We start from the raw sequence: 20,528 nt of genomic DNA on the forward strand, positions 1-20,528 counted from the left end.
TGCGATTAATGATAAGTAATTGGTTCAAAATTAATTTATATTTAATTACTTATTTTCACCAGACTTTTTGATTTTCAACTCTCCATTATAATTATTTATTATCATGAGTGAAAGGTTACGTCAAATCCTTTACCAAATATTAAAAATGCAAATTCTTTAATTTTTAATAATTTTAAAAAGATTTGTAACCTTTAATTAATTTTTGTGAAAATCTAGTATTTTTTTAGTAAAAACTACAAGATTTTTTAGCTAAATACGATATTTTCGTTAAGTTAGGTTTCAATATCAATTTTAGTTTGGAAAAAAAATACTTTTTCTATTAAGGAAATACATCTGAAAATACATAAGTTAAATTGATAGATTATCCAAAACATTTTCAGATGAATAACAGTTAAGCTTTACATAAATTTTATATATAGCAGTCGAAGCATAGGTTAGGACTATGTTGGTTGCTGAAACCTTTGATAATACTGAGTTTCTACTCAGCACGGGCTAAACGCCCCGCTACCGCTAACAGCACTCAGCACTCAGCACTTTGCTATAGTTCTTGTGGAAAGAAATGCCCCAAAAAATGAATCTAAACGTTAATTCCTTGTTCTTGTAAACTAATGGTGTGTTGAAGTGTTAGGCATAATTGTTTCTTGAAGATTTACGCCGCTGAGGTTAGCTCCCCGAATGTCGGCTCCTCTAAGGTTAGTTCCTCTGAGATTCGCCCCTGCCAGATTTGCGCCTCTAAGGTTAGTCCAACTTAAGTCAGCTTGGCTCAAGTCAGCTTCACTTAGGTTAGCCCGCAATAGGTATGCACCACTGAGGTGAGCTTTGGTCAGATTAGCTTTGTATAGGTCAGCTTTGTAAAGATAAGCCCCTAAAACTTCTGCTTTGTACAAACTCGCCTCACTGAGGTCAGCCGCAATCAAGTTAGCTTCAATCAGGTTGGCAAAAGTGAGGTTAGCGCGAATCAACTTCGCTGTACCTAAATCGGCATCTCTCAAGTTAGCGTCTCTTAAGTCAGTGCCAATTAGATTAGCAGATGCGATCGCAGCACCTCTAAGATCCACTTGACTTAAGTCAGCTCCAATCAAATTAGCATAACTCAAATCTGCCTGCGTAAGTATAGCGCCACTCAAGTTAGCAACACTGAAGTTAGCCGCACTCAGGTTAGCTTCATTCAGGAAGGCTTTATAGAGGTTGGCACTACTGAGGTCAGCACCACTGAGGTTTGCCCGCACAAGTAAAGCATTACCCAAATCAACTTTTCTCAAGTTTACCCCTTGGAGGTTTGCGCCTCTAAGGTTATCGCCTTGCAAATTAGCGGCGCTGAGGTCTGGTTCAATCTGCGGATTTTTCTTTCTCCACTCAATCCATTTAACTGCACCTGCTTTGAGTAAAGTTAGATGCTCTCGATTTGCCATTTTCTCTCCTTTACTCCTGACGCCCACCCAGAGAATTTATCCGACCAGCGACACTTTCAATCGCCGTTAATGCTCCGGCTGCTCCTGCTAGAATATCCTGTTCTTGTCCACCTAAGTAAAGCCGTCCAAAACTACCTACAGCTTGAACTTCAAGAATGTTAATCCTCGCTGCTTTCTCCGCTTCATTGGCAGCCAGTGCGGCGTAAGCAGCAGGCTCCACTTCTAATACATACAGCGTTTGACCTGCTAGTAGTAGCTGTCCCCGGCGGGTGCGATTAATCAGTTGTGTTTGATAAGCATCAATGTTGCGGATAATCTGACTAGAAATAACACGCGGTTTCAGACATTCCTCTCTTTTGACTCCCAGTGCCGCCAAAATAGCTTGACCAGCAGCTCTGGTTTCGCCTTGGGAGCTAGAATGAACTTCCAACAGTCCGTATAATCGTTCAACTACCTGTACTCCCGGACGGACAGAGGCAGATTTCAGGGCTATATCCGTAATCTTATTAATTTCGATACCAGGAGAGATTTCAATCCACAGTGATGTATCTCCTGGTAATGGTAAGAAGCCTTGGGCTACTGTTCCCATATATGCTGCATGTTGAGGTTGCAGGCTGTCGAGAAATACGAAACTGCGTAATTCTATGCCCAAGATTTTGCTCTCCAGTCGTGAGGGTAAAAGTTATCTATATGCAAGATATAAGCGCCTAACTTGACAATATAGGGTACAAGGGAGCGCAAAACCCGTTAACGGATCTACACCCGTGTGTCAAATGGCAATTATAGAAGCTAATGCTTATTTAGAAGACCATCGTCGTCTTGGGATAAAATCTACTTTGATCGGACGACATAATTTTTGTTTAACACAGCTGCTTTGTAAACATCTTGACCCCTTTACATTACCCCAGTTTTACCCCAAATATTTCTCCAACATCTCACAACTGGAATCACAAGGATTAGATACCAATAAATATGGCTCTTTCTAGCTCAAGTTGTTTTTCCTAAAGTATTTTCATCCCTATCCTCTTAATCAGGCAAATAAGCAGATACAAAGCGCTTAAACACCTTGTCCTGGTTTGGGACAAGATTGACGGAATTTTTCGGTGCGATCGCCAATGTTCAAGAAAAGAGGCGATCGCGATTTTTCTGGTTTATCTCTCAGGTACTGGGCAAATCCCCTTCAGGTAAGACATTATCTATGCTGAGTACCCACGGTATACCTTTGTCAATTGGAGAACTGACAGTAATTTTAGCTCTATTGGCAAACTGTTTTAAGCGATCGGCAAATTGAGGAACAGTTTTCATGATATTGCGATAACTTTCCATATTATTACAAATCACAATCAACGTCAAAACGCCACTATTGATTTGGAAATACCAATGACAACCCGATAACAAAATCCGTGTCATGCGATCGCACGCTAAGAAAAAGCTTTTTTTAGTTGCTTCTTCAAGCTGTCTGAATAGTATTTCACTCAGCTTAATTGTTTGAGGTGAAGGCAAATCGTCTGGATGTAAGCATGGTTGATTCATAAGGTTTTGGCAAGCTTCAAAAGTAACGAAGCTGCGGTGAAGATTGGTACTTTTGATTTTTTGCAGATTGAATATTGCAGAAAAATCGAGTTTGATAGATTATTTTTCTTGAGTAACAATCCACAACAAGTCTAACCACAACTGGGGATAAGCTTGCTTGATATTTGAAAGTGGATCGCGCATCAAGTTATTGGCATTCAAGCAAACAACTTCAACTAGCCCCAAGTATTCTGCTACTTCTTTGAGTAAGTTTTTTTGTTCGACTACCGCACTAATTAGTCTGTCAGGGCAATAAATACCAATGTATTTTGACTGACGGATGCATGTTTTTATATTCACTCTTGTTAAGTGAGGATGAGGATTGATTATCTTCACATAACATTGGCTTAACAGTTTCCATACCCGTGGATGAGTGTGTTCAATAATTACGTTAAATTGCTGGGCTAAGTCTTCTTCAGTAATCATTACTCTCTCCATTGCTTTGTTGCGATCGCATACTTTGGTAAATACCTAATTGATTGTGCAAAAACTTAAAACAGCAATTCTTTGCTGATGCTATGTGCATATTCACTTTAGTCAAATAGGTAATTTTTCGTCAGGGCAAAATTTACCCCAAATAACTCTCATTGGTTGGTATGTTTTCTACTGTTTGTATTACTCGTCTATCAAGCATCAAAGCTGAAACTAATCTCTAAAACTGTATTAAACGCTACTATTTACCAATTTAGTTGGTAAAAACTAGCTGCTAAATAAATGCTCTGTTTCTTGGAATTTAGAGCTTTTAAGCCAAGATAGCAAGTAAAAAGCAAACATCCGCAAAAATAATTTGCACTTCGCAAGCAAATTGGCAATTTCTGTGATAGTCTTTTTATATGGGGAATCAAGACAGCGAGAGCACAAAAAGTCTTCAAAGAGAAATGATATAAACTCAAAGACAAGACTTTCGCCTTGGCAGATGCAATGTTTAAATCCGCTACGGCTTTTTGAAACTAAGAGACAAAGCCAATGAAGCAGGATAGTGACCTCCGTAATAACTTGAAGTCGATTAGAACTCGCTTAGGCATGAGCCAACAAGATTTGGCTAACATCGCTAATGTGACTCGTCAGACTATTAGTGGTGTAGAGTCGGGACTATATGCTCCCTCAGTAGCCATAACACTTCGCTTGGCCAAAGCGCTTGGCTGTCAAGTTGAGGATCTATTCTGGTTAGAGCGGGATTTACCTGAAATAGAAGCCGTTCTTGCCAAACCTGTTCCTAATGGTCAGCAACTGCGAGTTAGTATGGCTCGTGTGGGAGGACAATGGATAGCTTATCCCTTGATTGGTAAGGATGCTTTTCGCCAAGATATGATTCCGGCTGATGGTGAGGGTGAGACTTGCACAGGTACAAATAAAATTCGAGTCAGGTTACTAGACGATAATCTCGATACACTTCACAACACTGTTGTGATTGCTGGTTGTGCCCCTGTGATTTCACTATGGGCAAGAGCCACCGAACGCTGGCATCCCCAACTGCGAGTTCAATATAACTTCGCCAATAGTATGGCTGCATTGCACAGTCTATGCAGAGGTGAGGCGCACATCGCTGGAATGCATTTGTACGATCCTGAGACTGGTCAGTATAATACTCCCTTTGTTCGAGATGTTCTGGCTGGCAGGGAAGCAGTTCTGATTACCCTTGGTGTCTGGGAGGAGGGACTTTTATTGAAGTCAGGGAACCCAATGGGAATTAGAACAGTTACTGACTTAGTTGCAGGGGGAGTGACTATTGTCAACCGCGAAATAGGTTCCGGTAGTCGGATGCTTTTGGAACAAACACTCCAAAAAGAGCAGATACCGTTCGATGCTGTTCAGGGCTTTGACAATATACTCAAAAGTCACCAAGATGTTGCCCAAGCTGTAGTAGGAGGAATTGCAGATGCTGGTATGAGTACGGGATCTGTAGCTACCGCTTTTGGGCTGGGATTTATCCCTTTAAATCAGTCACGATATGATTTGGTGATTCTCAAGGAATATTTAGAAGAAGCACCTGTACAGCAGTTGCTCAGTACGTTGGGACATCGGATGGTTCACTCACAATTTGAAATTCTCGGCGGTTACGATATCAGCAAGATTGGGGAAGTTGTAGCGACTGTTTAGAGTGGATTGCAATGGTTGGTTGTGTGGTTAAAGGAAAACTTGGCGTAAATTTAAATCCTGCTGCAACCACTCTTTAGGTATGAGCAACCTTTGATAATTCGTAATTCGTAATTCGTAATTCGTAATTGGGATTTCGAGTTTAGAATCTGTAGCTTTCTTTTTTCTAATTGGTATTATTACCGCCAGAGAAATCATTTGAGTGAGCGGATGGTAATACTCGCAATATCCCTTGAGTGATATCTTATCGCTCTAGCCATTAGTCAGAAAAAACAATGACTAATGGCCAACAAAAACTGACCAAAACTTGAATATGTTCTTTCTTCGGACTCTTTTTGCTGTAGAACGAGCGCCTCCAACGACGTTCTACAGATGGTAACTGCTGTAACTTGACAGCACAATCGCCTGATAAACCGACAGACCCACCAAACAAATAATTGCAGGATCAATCATCATGTCCGACGAAAAAATTAGACAAATTGCTTTCTACGGTAAAGGCGGTATCGGTAAATCTACCACTTCCCAAAATACCCTTGCTGCTATGGCAGAAGTGGGTAAGCGGATTTTGATTGTGGGATGTGACCCGAAAGCTGACTCTACGCGTTTGATTCTGCACTGTAAAGCTCAAACTACCGTGTTGCACCTCGCTGCTGAACGAGGTGCTGTGGAAGATATCGAACTTGAAGAAGTGGTTATCAATGGTTTCCGAGATATCAAATGTGTGGAATCTGGTGGCCCTGAACCTGGTGTAGGTTGCGCCGGTCGCGGTATCATCACCGCCATCAACTTCCTCGAAGAAAACGGCGCTTACTCAGATGTAGATTTCGTATCCTACGACGTATTGGGCGACGTTGTGTGCGGTGGTTTCGCTATGCCAATCCGTGAAGGTAAAGCCCAAGAAATCTACATTGTTACCTCCGGTGAAATGATGGCGATGTTTGCTGCTAATAACATCTCTCGCGGTGTTCTCAAGTACGCCCATACTGGCGGCGTGCGCTTGGGAGGTCTAATTTGTAATAGTCGTAATACTGACAGAGAAGACGAACTGATTAGCACTCTAGCAGCTAGATTAAGTACTCAGATGATTCACTTCGTCCCCCGTGACAATATCGTGCAACACGCCGAATTACGTCGGATGACTGTCAACGAGTACGCACCCGATAGCAATCAAGCTAATCAATACCGGACATTAGCGGACAAGATTATCAACAATACAAATCTTGCCGTTCCCACACCTATTGAGATGGACGAGCTAGAAGATTTGTTGATTGAATTTGGTATTCTCGAAAGCGAAGAAAATGCTGCAAAACTGATAGGTGCCGCCAACGCTCAAGCAGATGGTGAGAAGAAGCTAGAAGATGCTCAAGGCGAAGCACTAGAAGCGCTGAAAAAAGGAAACGTAGAAATAGTTTCTGCTAGTGAGAAGAAGTAAGGTTCTTATTTAGATTCAGGTGCTAAATCCAGAGTAAATATCAGGTGGGAAAAAATAGCCCACCCTCTCACCAAAACAGTTCTGAGTGCTGAGTAACATTAGCGGATAGCTAAGGTTTAGCCCGTGCTGAGTAAAAAGTAAAATTAGACTGACTAAGCATCAAATTAGTTTTGAGTAGCGAATACCTCGGCTAAGAATGGGAAGATTCATTAATACTACTTATTCATTACTTCTTACTCAGGACTCAGCACTCATCACTCCTGAAAAATCCTTTAAAATGGAGGTAATCGAATAGCCAATCTTAACTTTTGTTTGTTTCAAATTCACCGTGCTAACACTAATCTTTCAAGGTCTACACAGCAACATTAATACTTTAATAGTCTAGTTCGTGTTTTTGTTTTCTCCTTCTCTAACCTAGTTGGTGTTTATATTTTAGGGGATGAAAAATTATCTTTCTCATTCCCTTTTATTCCATTCTTTAGATACACGGTTAATAAATGAAAATCCTATGAAAGCTTTTTGACATTCACTTAACACCTAATAACTTCTACCTATTGTCACCAAACCAATGAATCCCACCCCAGGAAAAATTAACGATTCGCTCAGTGACTCCAATTCTGAAGATGCTCCTCAGCAGCAGAAACTGCATAAAAAAAAGTCCTCCACACAATTACCCCAACCTGGAACTACTCAAGGGAGTTGCGCTTTTGATAGTGCAATGATTACCCTAGTACCAATCACCGATGCTGCTCATGTAGTTCACGGGCCAAGTGGCTGTGCTGCCAGTATTTGGGGAAGTTACAGTAGTCTCTCCTCTGGTTCGATGCTGTACAAGACACGTTTTACCAGCGACATTGATGAGAACGATATCATCTTTGGTGGAGCCAAAAAGCTGTATAAAGGTATTTTAGAATTAACAAGACGCTACAAACCGGCGGCGGTATTTGTTTACTCCACTTGCATCACCGCCCTGATTGGAGATGACATTGAGGGAGTTTGCAAAGATGCCACCGACAAAACAGGAATACCTACTATCCCTGTACATTGTCCTGGATTCATTGGAAACCAAAATTTGGGCAACCGTGTTGCTGGTGAAGCGTTGCTAGAACACGTTATTGGAACAGCTGAACCAGAGACTAGTACACTCTATGACATCAACCTAATTGGTGAACATAATATTGCAGGTGCAATATGGAATATTCTACCGTTATTGGAGAAATTAGGTATCAGAGTTTTGGCAAAAATTACAGGCGATGCTGTCTACAAAGAAGTTCGCTATGCTCATCGTGCCCAACTTAACGTCATACTCTCCTCCAAAGCACTAATCAACGTGGCAAAAGGGATGGAAAAAAAATATGGCATTCCCTATATTGAAGAGTCTATCTATGGTATAGAGTCAATCAATCAATGTCTAAGGAATATTGCTGCAAAGTTAGGTAATCCTGATTTGCAGGAACGTACAGAAAAGTTAATTGTAGAAGAAACTGCTGCAATAGATGAAAAACTCGCTCTGTATATTACCCGATTGCAAGGTAAGCGCATTATCCTTTCTATTGGAAGTTTCAAGAGTTGGTTGATTATCTTTGCTACTAAGAAATTGGGAATGGAAGTTATTGCTATTAGTACTAAGAATAATACTGAAGAGGACAAAATTAGAATCAAAAGTTTGTTGGGTCAAGATGGCATAATTCTAGAGCAAAATACTCCTCAAGAAATTTTACAGATAATTAACGAAAATCAAGCTGATATGTTAATTGCTGATAAACACTATCAAGATACCTCTCTCACAGCTAGAATTTCATTCCTAGATATTAATCAAGAACGCAATCATGCCTATGCAGGCTATATAGGAATCTTAGAGGTAGCACGAGAACTGTATGCCGCTTTTTACAACCCTGTGTGGCAGCAAGTATACCAGCCAGCCCCGTGGTCAGAGGATGGGGGAGATGGGGAAGTAAATTCTCCCTCATCCCCCTCATCCCCCTCATCTTCTTTAGAGGAGGACATCTAATGGCAATTATTAGCGTTACGAGTACATCTGTTGCAGTTAATCCCCTGAAGCAAAGTCAAACTGTGGGTGCAGTTTTAGCCTTTTTGGGGTTGAAGGGAATGATGCCTTTATTACACGGTTCTCAAGGCTGTACTGCTTTAACTAAGGCAGTATTGGTACAGCACTTCCGTCAGACGATTCCCCTTTCTAGTACAGCAATGACTGAAGTTGCAACCATTTTGGGTGGCGAGGAAAGAGTTGAACAAGCAATCTTGACTTTAGTGCAGAGATCCAAACCAGAAATTATCGGTCTTTGTAGCACTGGATTGGTGGAAACTAGAGGCGATGATATGGGACGCTTTGTCAAGGAGATTCGCCACCGTCACCCAGAATTGGATTATTTACCAATTGTACTTGTCTCTACACCTGATTTCAAAGGTACATTACAAGATGGCTTTGCTGGTGCAGTTGAGAGTATAGTCAGGGAAATTCCTCAAAAAAGCTCTAAGCAAGACGCTTGTGGCACACAAATTACTATTTTGGCTAGTTCTGCCTTCACACCAGGGGATATACAGGAAATCAAAGAGATTGTCACCTCTTTTGGACTCGTACCTATTGTTGTACCTGACCTTTCTGGCTCAGTAGATGGTCATATAGAAGATTCTTGTAGTGCCATTACAACTAATGGCACGTCTTTGGCAAAGTTGCGCTCAATTGGTAGTTCTGTATTCACTTTGGCACTAGGTGATAGTATGCGGGCTGGGGCGCAAATTTTGGAGCAGAGATTCAATATACCTTATGAGGTATTTGATGAACTGACGGGGCTAGCAGCAGTAGATAAATTCTTGCAAGCATTGGCGGATATCAGTGGTGTCAACGTACCAGAGAAATACCGCCGTCAACGCCGTCAGTTACAATATGTAATGTTGGAGAATCATTTTTACTTTGGTTGCAAGCGAGTTTCTTTGGCGCTGGAACCTGATTTACTTTGGTCAACAGTTTCTTTTTTGCGATCGCTAGGAGTTGAGATTCACTCAGCAGTGACAACAACACGCTTTCCTCTTTTGGAAAAACTTCCGATTCCTAGCGTTACTATCGGCGATTTGGAAGACTTTGAGCAATTGGCAGTTGGATCTGATTTACTAATTACCAACTCTCATGGAGTAGCGATCGCTCAACGCTTACAAATTCCTCTCTACCGTCAAGGGATTCCCATTTTTGACCGCTTAGATTATGGTCAGTTCACCAAGGTTGGCTATCGAGGTACTATGCAACTTTTATTTGATATTGGCAATCTGTTTTTAGAGCAGGAAATAAAGGTTAAGCATTAATATTAGTTATCATGCCGATATTTCCTTCAGTGACATAGACATTTTAAATAATGATGAAAAGGTTTGTAAAGTGGTGTGTTGAGTTTTCTTCTTGGTGGAATATTCGCCAAAGTAGAAAGTCTCTTTTGTTTGTCGTTATGCTTACCTTGAGTGCGATCGCTACGTTGATGTTGTCGTTCCCATTGAAAGCTCAAATAAATCTGCCGCTAGCGTCAGCATCTGAGTTAAGGGGAGTGTGGTTAACAAATATTGATAGTGATGTGTTATTTGAGCGCGATCGCCTCAAGGGATCTTTGCAACGCCTTGATGAACTCAATTTTAACACCATATATCCGGCGGTTTGGAATTGGGGGTATACATTGTATCCTAGCAAAGTTGCAGCCAAGGTTATCGGGCGATCGCTCGATCCCACTCCCGGACTCAAAGGGCGAGATATTCTCAAAGAAATTGTTGATGTGGGACATCAAAAAGGGTTAACAGTGATTCCCTGGTTTGAATTTGGCTTCATGGCACCAGCGGATTCTCTATTAGCTAAAAATCGTCCCCAATGGCTCACTAGTCGCAGTGATGGGACTCGGATTGTCAAAGAAGGCACACATAATCGCGTTTGGCTAAATCCCTTTCGCCCAGAAGTGCAACAGTTCATCCAAGATTTAATTGTTGAAATTGTTAGAAACTACAATATCGATGGTATTCAATTTGACGATCATTTTGGCTTACCATCAGAATTAGGCTACGATGCTTATACAGTGGCACTTTACAAAAAAGAACACCGGGGTAAAGCTCCCTCCAAAAACTCTAAAGATCCAGAATGGGTACGTTGGAGAGCTAACAAAATCACCGAGTTTATGAAACGGGTTTTCACAGCTATCAAAGCCACTAAAAAAGATTGTATAGTCTCCGTTGCACCCAATCCTCAACGTTTTTCCTATGAGTTCTTTTTAGCAGATTGGCAGAAGTGGGAACGGCTAGGAATTGTTGAAGACTTAGTTTTGCAAATCTATCGGGATGACTTAAATGTGTTTATCAGCGAATTAGAATACCCAGAAGTGAAAGCAGCAAAAAGCCATATTCCCGTGAGTGTAGGCATTTTGGCTGGGTTGAAAAACAAATCTGTACCGATACAACAGATTCAAACACAAGTGCAAAAAGTACGCGATCGCAATTTCGCTGGAGTTTCTTTCTTTTTCTATGAAACCCTTTGGAATATGAGCAAAGAAAAGCCACAAGATCGTCAAACTGGGTTCCAGAAAATTTTCCCCACACCAACAGCTTACCCGAATTTGCTAGCAGGTTGGAAGCCGTTCAGTTAATTTTCTTCACAAACTGTCGGTGAACACATCGCTTAATTTCAGTGAATGTTCATCGACAATCACTTAAAAATCTATCATGGTATTTTAACTAGCTTGCTGTCCAAACCGTCTCTGGAAATCAGCCTCCGCTTCCTCAATTGTCATTGGAACCTGTTTTGGAGATTGGGCACGTCTCCTGTCAATATAGACATGGAATGCTTCATCGTCGTTGCGATGCTCCAAAATATAAGCTCTTAACTACTCTAAAGGCATTTGTTGAAAGTTAGGTTTTGTCATCTCTGGTTTTGCTGATACTTTTGAACGAAGTCCATCAAGCTTGCTCTATGTTCTGTACACAAAGCGTTGTGTTTGCAGCACAACACTTTATTAAAGATTTGGATTTAGTTTTACTCTTGCTGTTCTTGATGTCTACGTATTACATCTGGCAGTTGTTCTGGAAAATCTAACTTTACTCCATTTGTTTCAACTCGGTTTGCTAGAGCGTTGATGGCGTTTTGATCATCTCGGTGTGCTAAAACATAAGCCCGCAACTCCTTTGTGGTCATTGCTTCATAATTCGGGCTGGTCATAGCTCAATTCTCCTTGCTTATTAATGACAATTACTGACTCTTCACCCGCGATGATTACTATTCTCGTGTTTCTAGAATCAAGCGTTACAAGATAGACGGGTAAATACATTTTTGTTAGCCAGTAGCAGGCTATATACACCGTTCTTAGCTGCTGTGGTGTTGGTTCCATATCCTCCTTTATGTGCTTATTCGGGTGTTGGCTCCATAGGCACTATCCTATTCCCAAACGCCCAGCCAAGGCGGGAGTTAGGGGTAGAAGCGTGGTAATCATCAAGAATAGAGCCAAAAGCCCCAAAGCGGCTCTAGCATCATCAGGTTCAGTGACTTCATTCAAGCTAGGGCGTTCTTGATCCCGTTGCAAAACGAAAATGACGATCGCCCAGTACATGGCAATTATATTACCGAGAGATACTACTGCCAGTAAAATTAAAGTTGCGATCGTTGCCAGTTTTGCGGTTTTGCGTCCATAAATCGCCTGAACAATCCGCCCACCATCTAGTTGTCCTGCGGGCATCAAGTTTAAAGCGGTAATTACTAACCCCAACCAACCAATCACCACTAGAGGATGAACACTTACCAACGGTGACTGCAACGCCGAACCAAGGACAACTCGCGCCAAACTTCCCACCAAAATCGACCCTTGGAAAAACTGATTGGGTAATTGAAATAAACTACCTGGATGAGAAAGCAGCAAGCCCGTTACCAACATTACCAAAGAGACAATACCACCTGCGGCTGGCCCAGCTAAGGCGATATCAAATAATACCTTGCGGTTGGGTAAGAGAGACTCAAAGCGGGTAATTGCACCAAAAGAGCCAATTTGCACTGCGGGTAGAAAAAAGGGCCAGCTAAGGCGAATTTGGTGACGCTGGGCAAGTAACCAATGACCAATTTCGTGAGCTACTAAAATCGAAAATATGCCAGCGCCTATGGGCAAAGCTTCTTGAAACCGCCCTGGATTGCCAAAAAAATCAAAATTCAGCAATAAGCCCCCAGCTTCTAGATTTGTGGCAATAGTTGCTATCAACAGAATACCTGCAAAGGCTTTTTGCGATAACAACATCGGCCGGGGATCGTTACGGCTCGGTAGGACAACCACCACAGGTTTGCCGTCTGTGTTTTCCACTAAAAACAGGCGATAGCGATCGCCAAGGCGTTGCTGTAAACTTGCAGTTAGACGGTTGTGAGTCTCTTCTGGTTCTCCCCGTAAATTGCCTTTGAAAATGGCTCCATCTTGGTAGGCGATGGTTTCTGTGGCAAAAAATGTATCGATACCAAAAATGCCTTTAATTGCATTCAAGTCCTCTTCTGGTATCGGCGGTATCTCCGCCTTCAATTCTGCGACTGCTAATTGTGGGGAATTTGCTTCAAGTGAGTCAGCAGCAGCAAGTCTTTCGGTTGCGCGTTGCTTGAGGATGGCATCTTGCCCAGCTGCGCGTAACTGTCTGCCCAAATAGACGTACAATCCGGCGGATGTCACCACTAAGAACAATATACCCGCTATATTGATGTAAATCCCTGCGGCAAACAATCCAAAAAACAAGAGCCAAGGAGTCATCAATACTACCGACTGTAACCAGGCTAAGATTCCCAGCTTACCAAAAGGTCTGGCGCGATAAAAGCCCCAGCCTAGAATGCCTAAAGCTACCAGTAGGATTGCCGCCAGGATAGAAGTTTCTGATAAAGTGAACATCTCCAAACCTTTGCTATTGAGACTAAGCCAGAACAAGTCCGGTATTGCAGATACACTTATTAATTTATAACGCCGCCTGTCGTCTAGCCAAATCTTCTCAGTCCTCAGTTCAATGCATAAGCACAAAGTTTTGTAACAATTGTGGCTGGTTTGTGTAAAAGTTGCGCTCAATACATTGAGATATAGATGAATTTGCAACTTGGTGCGTTCTGATTCGAGGTCTTTTATGAGTAATGACTGGAGAAAACAACTAGATGAACAACTTAAAGACTTAGCGATCGCAGCCCAACAATACACACACCTAACGAAGGAAAAGCGGATAGCCTTAACACGTTTGATTAATGCTATTTGGCAGTCAGGTAAGCTTGTTCATCCTTATAAAGGTCAATTTCAACTACTTTATCAAGATATCTATGATGAAGCAGTACAAAATTTATTTTTCTATCTTTGTCAAGACAACAATATTAATAAGTACGACCCAGAACGTGGCGAAGTGATGACTTGGGTAAATATGCTATTAAATAAACGTTTTTTTCCAGAGGCTATCCCCAAAGTTATCGGGAAAGAAAATGAAATAAATCTCGAAAACTCTCATCTAGAAAATATACCTTCATCTCAACCTATGTCTTTATTTGAACAAGTAAGAGAATGTATAGAAACTGACCCAGAATTAATTTTTTGTAATGAACACATCAAAGGTCATCCAGAGGCAAATTTTCAAGCTATAGCTAAAAGAAGATGTTCTGGCGTTTCCTGGAAAGAGATTTCAGCAGAATGGGGTATTGGAATTACATCTCTCCATAATTTTTACCAACGTAGTTTGAAAAAATTTGCTACTAAATTCCATGAATATTTATATATTTAATGTTTAATTTCATCTAATCAGTTAGGCAAAAATATGAGCAAAATCATCAACAGTTTAACATTTTCAGCCCCGATCCCTGTGAATGGAAGGCATCGAGCAGAAGAGTTACGCAGACAACAAGCCACACAAGCAAAAGGTGAACAAGTTTATCTCAATACTTTGTCTGTGTCTTTCGTAAATTATTATCTATGTTGCATGGGATTTGAGACAGACTTGAATAAAAGTGATAGTTGGAATGTCATCCAACAGACACTTATGGATATTGCTGATTTGTCGCTAAAAAACTTGGGCTTATTAGAATGTCGTCCAGTATTAGAAAATGCACAATTTGTTTATGTGCCGCCGGAAGTACAGTCAAATCGAATTGGCTATGTAGCTGTGCAAATTGGCAAATCATTTAGAGAAGCAACTCTACTGGGATTTATCAAGCAAGTACAAACTGATTTATTACCCATTAACCAATTGCAACCTTTAGACAATCTCTTAGAGTATTTAGAAGAACTTTCTCAATTACAGGTTGCTGAAATAGCTGATAATTCGCTGGACTATAATCATAATTTAGTTAATTTGAAGCAATGGTTAGAGAATATTTTTGAAGCTGGGTGGCAAGAGGTTGAGACTCTTTTAGGCACTCAAGGTGTCAATCCAGCTTGGAGTATGAGAAGTAAAGCAGGCGCTTTTCTTAGCAGGGGTAAGCTAATTGATTTAGGAAAACTTTTAACTGCTCAAGCAGTGGTTTTAGTTGTTACCTTACCTGCGGACAACGAGGAAGAAATGGACATTATTGTAGAAGTACATCCGACAAATGGACAAAATTATCTGCCACCAAATCTCCATCTAATGGTGCTGGATTTTGAGGGAGCATCTGTGATGGAAGCTCAAACAAGAAGCAGCAATAAGAATATTCAATTGGAATTTAGTTGTGAAGTGGGAGAACGTTTCAGCGTTAAACTTGTTCTGGGAGATATCAGCATCACAGAAAATTTTGTCATTTGTTAAAAACAACAGCAGGGGTGCTGCCAATGAGAAAGTTAGTTGTGCTGAAGCTAGATGGCGATTTGCACTTAGGCGTGCAGGTAACGCTGGAGATTGGAGAAGAGGGCAAACGCCCGACTACAGAAATTACTGGCAAGCTACCCTCCAATCCAGATATGGCAATAGCAATTGACCAATGGCAGTCCACATATCGCAGCTTGTGGAAATTTACCCGCATCAAAGCCAAAAAAATTATTTACGATGGTTCTATTTCCCAGCGACGTCAGGAGTGCAATACAAAAGCTAGTGAGGTACGGGAGCATCTGAATAACTGGTTGCTATCAGAGTCTTTTCGTCCCGTGCGGGAAAAATGGCTCAAACACTTGATGCCAGATGAAGAAGTACGGGTGTTGATTCGCACTCATTGTTTGCAACTCAAAAAACTTCCCTGGCATTTGTGGGATTTGATAGATCGAGATTACCTCAAAGCTGAAGTTGTTTTCAGTGTTCCAGAATCAGAACCAGTAACAGCCGCATTGCAGACATCCATAAGTAGAAATAAAATTAGAATTTTGGCAATTTTAGGCAATAGTGACGGTATTGATGTAGAGCAAGACCGCCAGTTACTAGAGAAATTACCTGATGCCATTACAACTTTTTTAGTAGAACCTGAATATTCAGACATCGACGACAAATTGTGGCAACAACCTTGGAATATCTTATTTTTTGCTGGTCATAGCAAGAGTGAGGGTGAAGCTAGTTGTATCTATATTAATAAAACAGATAAATTAACAATTGATGAACTCAGATATGCCTTGAGAAATGCTGTTGCCAACGGGTTACAATTGGCGATTTTCAACTCTTGTGATGGATTAGGATTAGCGCAAGAACTACAAGATTTACAGATTCCGCAAATTATTGTCATGCGGGAACCAGTACCAGATAAGGTAGCTCAAAAATTTTTAAAGCATTTTCTAGAGGTTTTTTCAGCAGGACAATCTATATATGCTGCGGTTCGTACTGCCAGACAAAGGCTCAAAGGAATAGAAAAGGAATATCCAGGTGCAAGTTGGTTGCCAGTAATTAGCGAACATCCTGCCGTAGTGCCAATGACTTGGGCAAAGTCTCGAATTCCCAACATTCGTCGCCTTGGAACCTTGCTATTGTTGAGCCTGCTGATAACTGTTGGTGTAATGGGGGTAAGACATCAAGGAGGATTGCAAACATGGGAGTTGCTCTTATATGACCAATTTATGCGATCGCGTCCACAGGAAAAGCAAGATTCGCGCCTATTGATCGTCACTGTCACTGAAGACGATCTTTACCTCCCAGAGCAGAAGCAAAGAAGTGGCTCATTGTCAAATCTTGCACTGGCGCGACTATTAGATAAACTTGCACAGTTCCAAGCGCGAACCATTGGCTTGGATATTTATCGTGCTGAACCAGTACAACCTAACCAGGCTTCTTTAACTACTCGTTGGAAAACTGATGAGAATTTCTTTGCAATTTGCAAAGTTAGCGATCGCACCCAAAACTATCCCGGAGTTTCACCTCCAAAAGGAGTACCACCAGAACGCCAAGGATTTAGTGATATTGTTCCCGACTCAGATAATGTTTTGCGTCGTCATTTATTAGCAATGCAGCCAGCTAACCCAACGTCTCCTTGTACTGCACGCTACGCCCTTAATGCCCAACTGGCATTCCACTATTTGGAGAAAAAAGGGATTTTTGCGAAATACACGCCCCAAGGAGATTTACAGCTAGGTAAGATCGTTTTCAAACGTTTGCGATCGCGAAATGGCTCTAAAACAGAATCGCAGATGGGCGGCTATCAAAAAGTAGATATCGGGGGCTATCAAATATTGCTGAATTACCGCTCTTTCCAAGGTTCACCTTTAGAAATTGCCCCTCAAGTCACACTCACAGATGTTCTTAGAGGAAAGGTCAACCCCGAACAAGTTAAAGACCGAATTATCCTCATTGGTACTACTGCCCAAAGCTTCCGTGATTATAGTCCTACTCCCTACATCACTGAACAGGGTTTTTCTCAGGAAGTACCAGGAGTGATTCTGCAAGCGCAAATGGTGAGTCAGCTGGTGAGTGCTGTGCTTGATGGCCGACCTTTGATATCAGTTTTGCCTGTTTGGGTTGAAGTGTTATGGGTTTGGAGTTGGTCTGTGGTTGGAGGTGCGATCGGCTACGCCGTGTCGCAGACAGTTACTTGGCGCTATCGTTCGAGACTATATCTATTGCTAACAGCAGGAGGTGTACTTGGAGGCTTATACATTCTTTGCTTAATTCTCTTTTATCAGGGCATTTGGGTTCCCCTAGTTCCGTCAACCTTAGTTTTAGTGCTTACTGGTGGCACAGTAGCGATTTATCTATCTACACAACAAGGTCAACCCCTGCGGGGAATTCAAAATTCAAAATTCAAAATTCACGCATTGAAGCACGACCAGGATAAATCCGGGGGCTTGAATTAATGTTGCTTTGCATTTTTTCTTTTCCATAAATAAATTCATTGGCTCTGTATCCTTTTTTCTTTGGTCAGCGACAACTGATTTCTACAACTTGAGGTATAAAACAAATGAAATTGTTTGTACAAAGGATTCAACTTTTCCTCGTCATGGGTTTAACACTCCTTAGCTGTACACAAGTGCAGGCACAGCCTGAAAACCCCAAAGGACAATTAAATCAATCACTGATTTTCGCTGCGCCGCCCCCACCATCAGACATCGGGGAACCAGGCAAGCGAGGGGAAGCAGGTAGCCGTGGCTGTGGTCAGGATATAAATAAGCGCATGACTTCTTCTCAAAAGCGGCTCACAGCTTTAGTACCTATTTATTCAAACTCAGAATTGGTCTTTGGAACAACGATCAGAGAGCATCCTAGTTTCTTATTTTATGTTCCTTATGCATCGGACTTTACATCTGGAGAGTTTGTGCTAGAAGATGAAGCAGAACATCAAACTACTTATAAAATTTCTTTAAGGGAGACACCAGGAATAGTTAGCTTTCGTTTGCCCTCAAAAGCAGCACCTTTAGAGACAGGTAAGCGGTATCGTTGGTATTTCAACATTTACTGTCAGAAGGATAACCAAATTATTGCTAATGTTGAAGGTTATGTAAAACGAGAGCAACTAAAGCTTGCTTTAAAAACTCAATTAGAAAAAGCAACACTACGCCAGCAAGTAAACCTTTATGCGGCTAATGGTATTTGGTATGAAGCGCTGAGTGCTGCTAGTGAATTGCGTCGCCCCAATTTGCAAGATCCTTCTTGGACGGCGTTGTTGCAAGCTGTTGGTTTGAATAATTTTATAACTGAACCAAGGGTGGAGTGCTGCAATTTAGAGAATTAGGGCGTTGCATAAATGTGGGATGATTTTATAGAGTTTCCTTTGCACCGCAGTTGCTTGGCTGTCGGCAGAACTGCAAGGGCGCACTGCCTTGTCTTTGCGCCTTTGCGCCAGATAAATCCCGCAACGGGAGCAACGCCAGAATTAGCAGTGAAGAGCGATCGCCTTTGGAGAAAAGTCAGCGATGCTCTATGCTTACTTAATGGTTAAGTTGATTAACTTGCAGCCGCAACTGACTTTTTACGGTTAGAACGCTTGCGCTCTGATTTTTTCTTTAGTCCAACTGCTTGAGCTTGATCGCTGTCTGACCCATATTGCCCGCGCACAACTTCTTTCATCGCTAATACAGCATTGTGAAATTCCCATTCTGCTAATCGCGCAGCATCAGAGGCAGCACGGTATAAAGTTAGTTTCTCGATTTCGGCTTGTTGAAAACTCAACATAGTTTGATAAGCTTGCTGTAAGTTTGCAGCAGAGGCATCAGCACGGGTTGTTTCATAGGTGCTGATGGTTTGAAAACCGTGCAATGAAGTAATATCTTGACTAATTGATTGAGGAGGCAAACGGCGTGTTGTATCTTGGATAGGCATAGATGTATACCGTAATAAAGTATACATTTAATATGCCCATTACAACTCTAAAGCGAACAGGAGACTTTTACAGCTATTTTCGGGTAAATGTACTACATCTTTTTTATCTCACGCAAAGCCGCTCCAGGCGCACAGAGGAATCAAGAGTGTGGTCTAAAAACATGAAAACTCCTGTAAATTATGCAAGCCGAGGCAATGGCATTGTCAGGCGATACAATCGCATTGTAAATCGATGCGATCGCATTGTCAGCCGATACAATCGAATTGTTAGTCAAAACAATGGCATTGTCAGCCGATACAATCGAATTGTTAGTCAAAACAATGGCATTGTCAGCCGATACAATCGAATTGCAGATCGATGAAAAAAACCAGATTGCAATCTGACTTTGTGAAATTACGAATTACGAATTACGAATTGCTCTACAAGATGCAGACTTCAACCAAGGACTATGGGGCGTAGTGGTGGGAAGATTTGCTGTCAGAACGACTTCCCCTTTTTCGTTTAGCGCCAAACCAGTAGCTTCTATGATACGTTCTGGTGCGGGAGTAGTTATTTTGCTGGGAACAAAGGAGCGATCGCGGTTATCACCGTTTGGATTGAGAGTCACTAAATCTACCTGCACTGCATCAGTGTTAAGAGCTTCATCTGGATTAGGGGGCAAGCCACCTCGACCAGTTATAGTAAAACTGCTCTTAGCTAAAGTTCCACCAGCTTGACAAGTCTGTGCTACTTGCGTATCAACTGGTACGGTTGGCAAGTTAACTAAGCCACTGTTAGGGTCAATATCCGGCGTGTTAAGTTCTACATTACCACTTAACTCAGAACTTGCTCCTGTTGCAGTGATGTCACTTGTTGTATCAGATTCTACGTCTCGGAACTGTATACCAAAGATACCTTGGGCATTGATTCGCACATTTCCGCCACGGAAGTTAGTAGAATCGGCTCTGATATCACTATTTTCAAAACCAATGAGGAAATCAGTGTTAATGTTGATGTTGCCGCCGATGACGTTTTCGCCTCTGGCGTTGGTGAAGATCTTGCTATTGCGACTCATTAACAAATCTCGTGAGTTAATGTTAATTGTCGCCTGCTCCCCATTAGGGTCAATAGCGCTTTGTGTGTTACTGCTAAGTAAGGCGTTGTTATCTAAACGAATGGAGCGAGAATTTAATGTCATGATACCTGCGGTTCCTGTTCCCAAACTCCCCACGGTTATTCCAGCTCCATCTTGCACTAGCAAGGTATTAGTTGTAATGCTCAAATTACCCGCATTCCCTTTTGAATTTGACCCTGCTGAAGCAGACAAGGTACTGGCAACCTGATTATCAGCGCT

General features: G+C 41.6%; 22 protein-coding genes. 12 read left to right on the forward strand and 10 right to left on the reverse strand.

Features of this window, described 5'->3' with window-relative positions; all coding sequences use genetic code 11:
* Positions 1-605: 605 nt before the first annotated feature.
* A complete protein-coding gene (locus RMY63_RS08850; protein ID WP_322728349.1) occupies positions 606-1,412 on the reverse strand; it encodes a pentapeptide repeat-containing protein in 807 nt (268 codons plus the stop codon).
* A 10-nt stretch (positions 1,413-1,422) separates the two neighbouring features.
* Entirely contained in the window at positions 1,423-2,064 is a 642-nt protein-coding gene (locus RMY63_RS08855; RefSeq protein WP_322728350.1) for a hypothetical protein, read from the reverse strand.
* A 121-nt stretch (positions 2,065-2,185) separates the two neighbouring features.
* On the opposite strand from RMY63_RS08855, the gene RMY63_RS08860 reads away from it, so the two are divergent.
* On the forward strand, positions 2,186-2,398 hold the full coding sequence (locus RMY63_RS08860; RefSeq protein WP_322728351.1) for a hypothetical protein: 213 nt from the start codon (positions 2,186-2,188) through the stop codon (positions 2,396-2,398).
* A 172-nt stretch (positions 2,399-2,570) separates the two neighbouring features.
* Here RMY63_RS08860 and RMY63_RS08865 read toward each other — a convergent pair whose 3' ends face one another.
* Both RMY63_RS08865 and RMY63_RS08870 read right to left on the reverse strand, forming a co-directional pair.
* Positions 2,571-2,945 (reverse strand): hypothetical protein, encoded by a 375-nt coding sequence (locus tag RMY63_RS08865; protein WP_322728352.1) that lies wholly within the window; start codon positions 2,943-2,945, stop codon positions 2,571-2,573.
* 99 nt (positions 2,946-3,044) lie between these two features.
* Positions 3,045-3,410, reverse strand: a complete 366-nt coding sequence (locus RMY63_RS08870; RefSeq protein WP_322728353.1) for a hypothetical protein — start codon at positions 3,408-3,410, stop codon at positions 3,045-3,047.
* A gap of 540 nt (positions 3,411-3,950) precedes the next feature.
* Between RMY63_RS08870 and RMY63_RS08875 the strand changes: the two genes are divergently transcribed.
* The 5 genes from RMY63_RS08875 to RMY63_RS08895 all read left to right on the forward strand — a co-directional run bounded on the left by RMY63_RS08875 (position 3,951) and on the right by RMY63_RS08895 (position 11,147).
* Entirely contained in the window at positions 3,951-5,084 is a 1,134-nt protein-coding gene (locus RMY63_RS08875) for a substrate-binding domain-containing protein (protein WP_322728354.1), read from the forward strand.
* Positions 5,085-5,535: 451 nt separating this feature from the next.
* Positions 5,536-6,513, forward strand: a complete 978-nt coding sequence (gene nifH, locus RMY63_RS08880; protein ID WP_322728355.1) for a nitrogenase iron protein — start codon at positions 5,536-5,538, stop codon at positions 6,511-6,513.
* A gap of 568 nt (positions 6,514-7,081) precedes the next feature.
* The gene (gene nifE, locus RMY63_RS08885; protein WP_322728356.1) at positions 7,082-8,524 is read left to right on the forward strand and encodes a nitrogenase iron-molybdenum cofactor biosynthesis protein NifE; all 1,443 of its coding nucleotides are present in this window, start codon (positions 7,082-7,084) and stop codon (positions 8,522-8,524) included.
* Positions 8,524-9,834 (forward strand): nitrogenase iron-molybdenum cofactor biosynthesis protein NifN, encoded by a 1,311-nt coding sequence (nifN, locus tag RMY63_RS08890; RefSeq protein ID WP_322728357.1) that lies wholly within the window; start codon positions 8,524-8,526, stop codon positions 9,832-9,834. The genes nifE and nifN overlap by 1 nt, the downstream gene beginning before the upstream one ends.
* Positions 9,835-9,887: 53 nt before the next feature.
* The gene (locus RMY63_RS08895; protein WP_322728398.1) at positions 9,888-11,147 is read left to right on the forward strand and encodes a glycoside hydrolase family 10 protein; all 1,260 of its coding nucleotides are present in this window, start codon (positions 9,888-9,890) and stop codon (positions 11,145-11,147) included.
* Between the two features lie 84 nt (positions 11,148-11,231).
* Here the strand turns inward: RMY63_RS08895 and RMY63_RS41720 are convergent, their stop codons facing one another.
* From RMY63_RS41720 to RMY63_RS08905, 4 genes are all read right to left on the reverse strand, one after another.
* Positions 11,232-11,372 carry a DUF6887 family protein gene (locus tag RMY63_RS41720; protein ID WP_416212496.1) on the reverse strand — a complete coding sequence of 47 codons (141 nt, stop codon included), beginning with the start codon at positions 11,370-11,372 and terminating at the stop codon, positions 11,232-11,234.
* Between the two features lie 161 nt (positions 11,373-11,533).
* Positions 11,534-11,716 carry a DUF6887 family protein gene (locus RMY63_RS08900; protein WP_322728358.1) on the reverse strand — a complete coding sequence of 61 codons (183 nt, stop codon included), beginning with the start codon at positions 11,714-11,716 and terminating at the stop codon, positions 11,534-11,536.
* Positions 11,697-11,885: a DUF6888 family protein gene (locus RMY63_RS41725; protein ID WP_416212494.1), complete on the reverse strand. Its 189-nt coding sequence runs from the start codon at positions 11,883-11,885 to the stop codon at positions 11,697-11,699. The genes RMY63_RS08900 and RMY63_RS41725 overlap by 20 nt, the downstream gene beginning before the upstream one ends.
* 42 nt (positions 11,886-11,927) lie before the next feature.
* A complete protein-coding gene (locus tag RMY63_RS08905) occupies positions 11,928-13,409 on the reverse strand; it encodes a site-2 protease family protein (RefSeq protein WP_322728359.1) in 1,482 nt (493 codons plus the stop codon).
* A 226-nt stretch (positions 13,410-13,635) separates the two neighbouring features.
* Here RMY63_RS08905 and RMY63_RS08910 point away from each other — a divergent pair, with 226 nt between their 5' ends.
* From RMY63_RS08910 to RMY63_RS08930, 5 genes are all read left to right on the forward strand, one after another.
* Positions 13,636-14,274, forward strand: coding sequence for a sigma-70 family RNA polymerase sigma factor (locus RMY63_RS08910; protein ID WP_322728360.1), 639 nt, complete (start codon positions 13,636-13,638; stop codon positions 14,272-14,274).
* 33 nt (positions 14,275-14,307) lie between these two features.
* Complete coding sequence (locus RMY63_RS08915; RefSeq protein ID WP_322728361.1) at positions 14,308-15,273, forward strand: DUF1822 family protein; 966 nt, start codon at positions 14,308-14,310, stop codon at positions 15,271-15,273.
* Positions 15,274-15,296: 23 nt separating this feature from the next.
* Entirely contained in the window at positions 15,297-17,732 is a 2,436-nt protein-coding gene (locus RMY63_RS08920; protein WP_322728362.1) for a CHASE2 domain-containing protein, read from the forward strand.
* Positions 17,733-17,836: 104 nt separating this feature from the next.
* Complete coding sequence (locus tag RMY63_RS08925) at positions 17,837-18,607, forward strand: DUF928 domain-containing protein (RefSeq protein WP_322728363.1); 771 nt, start codon at positions 17,837-17,839, stop codon at positions 18,605-18,607.
* Between the two features lie 12 nt (positions 18,608-18,619).
* Positions 18,620-18,814: a hypothetical protein gene (locus RMY63_RS08930; RefSeq protein WP_322728364.1), complete on the forward strand. Its 195-nt coding sequence runs from the start codon at positions 18,620-18,622 to the stop codon at positions 18,812-18,814.
* Between the two features lie 5 nt (positions 18,815-18,819).
* Here the strand turns inward: RMY63_RS08930 and RMY63_RS08935 are convergent, their stop codons facing one another.
* Positions 18,820-19,194, reverse strand: coding sequence for a hypothetical protein (locus RMY63_RS08935; protein ID WP_322728365.1), 375 nt, complete (start codon positions 19,192-19,194; stop codon positions 18,820-18,822).
* A 161-nt stretch (positions 19,195-19,355) separates the two neighbouring features.
* Between RMY63_RS08935 and RMY63_RS08940 the strand changes: the two genes are divergently transcribed.
* Complete coding sequence (locus RMY63_RS08940; protein WP_322728366.1) at positions 19,356-19,556, forward strand: hypothetical protein; 201 nt, start codon at positions 19,356-19,358, stop codon at positions 19,554-19,556.
* Between the two features lie 39 nt (positions 19,557-19,595).
* On the opposite strand, the gene RMY63_RS08945 is transcribed toward RMY63_RS08940, so the two are convergent.
* Positions 19,596-20,528 (reverse strand): S-layer family protein (locus RMY63_RS08945; RefSeq protein WP_322728367.1); only part of this gene is annotated, 933 nt, incomplete at its 5' end.

Source organism: Nostoc sp. ChiQUE01b, assembly GCF_034531255.1.
GTDB lineage: Bacteria > Cyanobacteriota > Cyanobacteriia > Cyanobacteriales > Nostocaceae > Nostoc.

Coding starts and splice junctions, on each gene's coding strand:
- RMY63_RS08850 (WP_322728349.1), bottom strand. CDS start 1,412: ATGGCAAATCGAGAGCATCTAACTTTACTCAAAGCAGGTGCAGTTAAA.
- RMY63_RS08860 (WP_322728351.1), top strand. CDS start 2,186: ATGGCAATTATAGAAGCTAATGCTTATTTAGAAGACCATCGTCGTCTT.
- RMY63_RS08865 (WP_322728352.1), bottom strand. CDS start 2,945: ATGAATCAACCATGCTTACATCCAGACGATTTGCCTTCACCTCAAACA.
- RMY63_RS08870 (WP_322728353.1), bottom strand. CDS start 3,410: ATGATTACTGAAGAAGACTTAGCCCAGCAATTTAACGTAATTATTGAA.
- RMY63_RS08875 (WP_322728354.1), top strand. CDS start 3,951: ATGAAGCAGGATAGTGACCTCCGTAATAACTTGAAGTCGATTAGAACT.
- nifH (WP_322728355.1), top strand. CDS start 5,536: ATGTCCGACGAAAAAATTAGACAAATTGCTTTCTACGGTAAAGGCGGT.
- nifE (WP_322728356.1), top strand. CDS start 7,082: ATGAATCCCACCCCAGGAAAAATTAACGATTCGCTCAGTGACTCCAAT.
- nifN (WP_322728357.1), top strand. CDS start 8,524: ATGGCAATTATTAGCGTTACGAGTACATCTGTTGCAGTTAATCCCCTG.
- RMY63_RS08895 (WP_322728398.1), top strand. CDS start 9,888: ATGAAAAGGTTTGTAAAGTGGTGTGTTGAGTTTTCTTCTTGGTGGAAT.
- RMY63_RS08900 (WP_322728358.1), bottom strand. CDS start 11,716: ATGACCAGCCCGAATTATGAAGCAATGACCACAAAGGAGTTGCGGGCT.
- RMY63_RS41725 (WP_416212494.1), bottom strand. CDS start 11,885: ATGGAACCAACACCACAGCAGCTAAGAACGGTGTATATAGCCTGCTAC.
- RMY63_RS08905 (WP_322728359.1), bottom strand. CDS start 13,409: ATGTTCACTTTATCAGAAACTTCTATCCTGGCGGCAATCCTACTGGTA.
- RMY63_RS08910 (WP_322728360.1), top strand. CDS start 13,636: ATGAGTAATGACTGGAGAAAACAACTAGATGAACAACTTAAAGACTTA.
- RMY63_RS08915 (WP_322728361.1), top strand. CDS start 14,308: ATGAGCAAAATCATCAACAGTTTAACATTTTCAGCCCCGATCCCTGTG.
- RMY63_RS08920 (WP_322728362.1), top strand. CDS start 15,297: ATGAGAAAGTTAGTTGTGCTGAAGCTAGATGGCGATTTGCACTTAGGC.
- RMY63_RS08925 (WP_322728363.1), top strand. CDS start 17,837: ATGAAATTGTTTGTACAAAGGATTCAACTTTTCCTCGTCATGGGTTTA.
- RMY63_RS08930 (WP_322728364.1), top strand. CDS start 18,620: ATGTGGGATGATTTTATAGAGTTTCCTTTGCACCGCAGTTGCTTGGCT.
- RMY63_RS08935 (WP_322728365.1), bottom strand. CDS start 19,194: ATGCCTATCCAAGATACAACACGCCGTTTGCCTCCTCAATCAATTAGT.
- RMY63_RS08940 (WP_322728366.1), top strand. CDS start 19,356: ATGAAAACTCCTGTAAATTATGCAAGCCGAGGCAATGGCATTGTCAGG.